General features: G+C 62.3%; 1 protein-coding gene and 1 rRNA gene. One reads left to right on the forward strand and one right to left on the reverse strand.

Annotation, left to right across the window (positions count from 1 at the left end; translation table 11 throughout):
- Positions 1 to 491, forward strand: a 491-nt coding sequence (locus BFN01_RS15035) for a hypothetical protein (RefSeq protein WP_218161781.1), incomplete at its 5' end; no start/stop codon positions are given.
- A gap of 74 nt (positions 492 to 565) precedes the next feature.
- Here BFN01_RS15035 and rrf read toward each other — a convergent pair.
- A 5S ribosomal RNA gene (gene rrf, locus BFN01_RS01025) occupies positions 566 to 682 on the reverse strand.
- Positions 683 to 717 lie beyond the last annotated feature (35 nt).

The following is a 717-nucleotide window of genomic DNA, read 5'->3' on the forward strand; positions in this document are numbered from 1 at the left end:
TTTGTTACTGGCGCGTCGTCCGCCGGCGTCTCCACCCTAGAGTTCGTCGGCAGCGTCAGATGTGTATAAGAGACAGGGGGACGGTCCCCACACGGACGACGCTCACCGGACTGGTTCCGGTCGTTATAGGGGCGACGCTCACCCGACTGGGGACGGTCACCATAGGGGCGACGCTCACCCGACTGGTTCCGGTCGTTATAGGGGCGACGCTCACCCGACTGGTTCCGGTCGTTATAGGGGCGACGCTCACCCGACTGGTTCCGGTCGTTATAGGGACGACGCTCACCCGACTGGTTCCGGTCGTTATAGGGGCGACGCTCACCCGACTGGGATCGATCCCCCGATGCACTGCGATCGCCACTCGGACGGCGATCGCCGTCGCGGCGCGGTCCGCGCGACGAGGAATCGTTGAACCGAGGCTTCCGGTCCGAGTCAGAACGTCGATTCTGCGCGCCCTCGCCGTCGTTTCGGCGGTCTCGCTGCTCATCTGACATTCTGACTCCCTGTTCTGCTGCAAAACGCAAAATGGCCACCCGGCTCTGGGTGGCCATTTTACTTAAGAGAAGTCCGGCGGTGTCCTACTCTCCCACAGGGTCCCCCCTGCAGTACCATCGGCGCTGTGAGGCTTAGCTTCCGGGTTCGGAATGTGACCGGGCGTTTCCCTCACGCTATGGCCGCCGTAACACTATTGACATGTTTATCGGCAACATCACTCGC

The sequence above is a fragment of the Microbacterium sp. AR7-10 genome, assembly GCF_001878835.1.
Classification (GTDB): Bacteria; Actinomycetota; Actinomycetes; order Actinomycetales; family Microbacteriaceae; genus Microbacterium; species Microbacterium commune.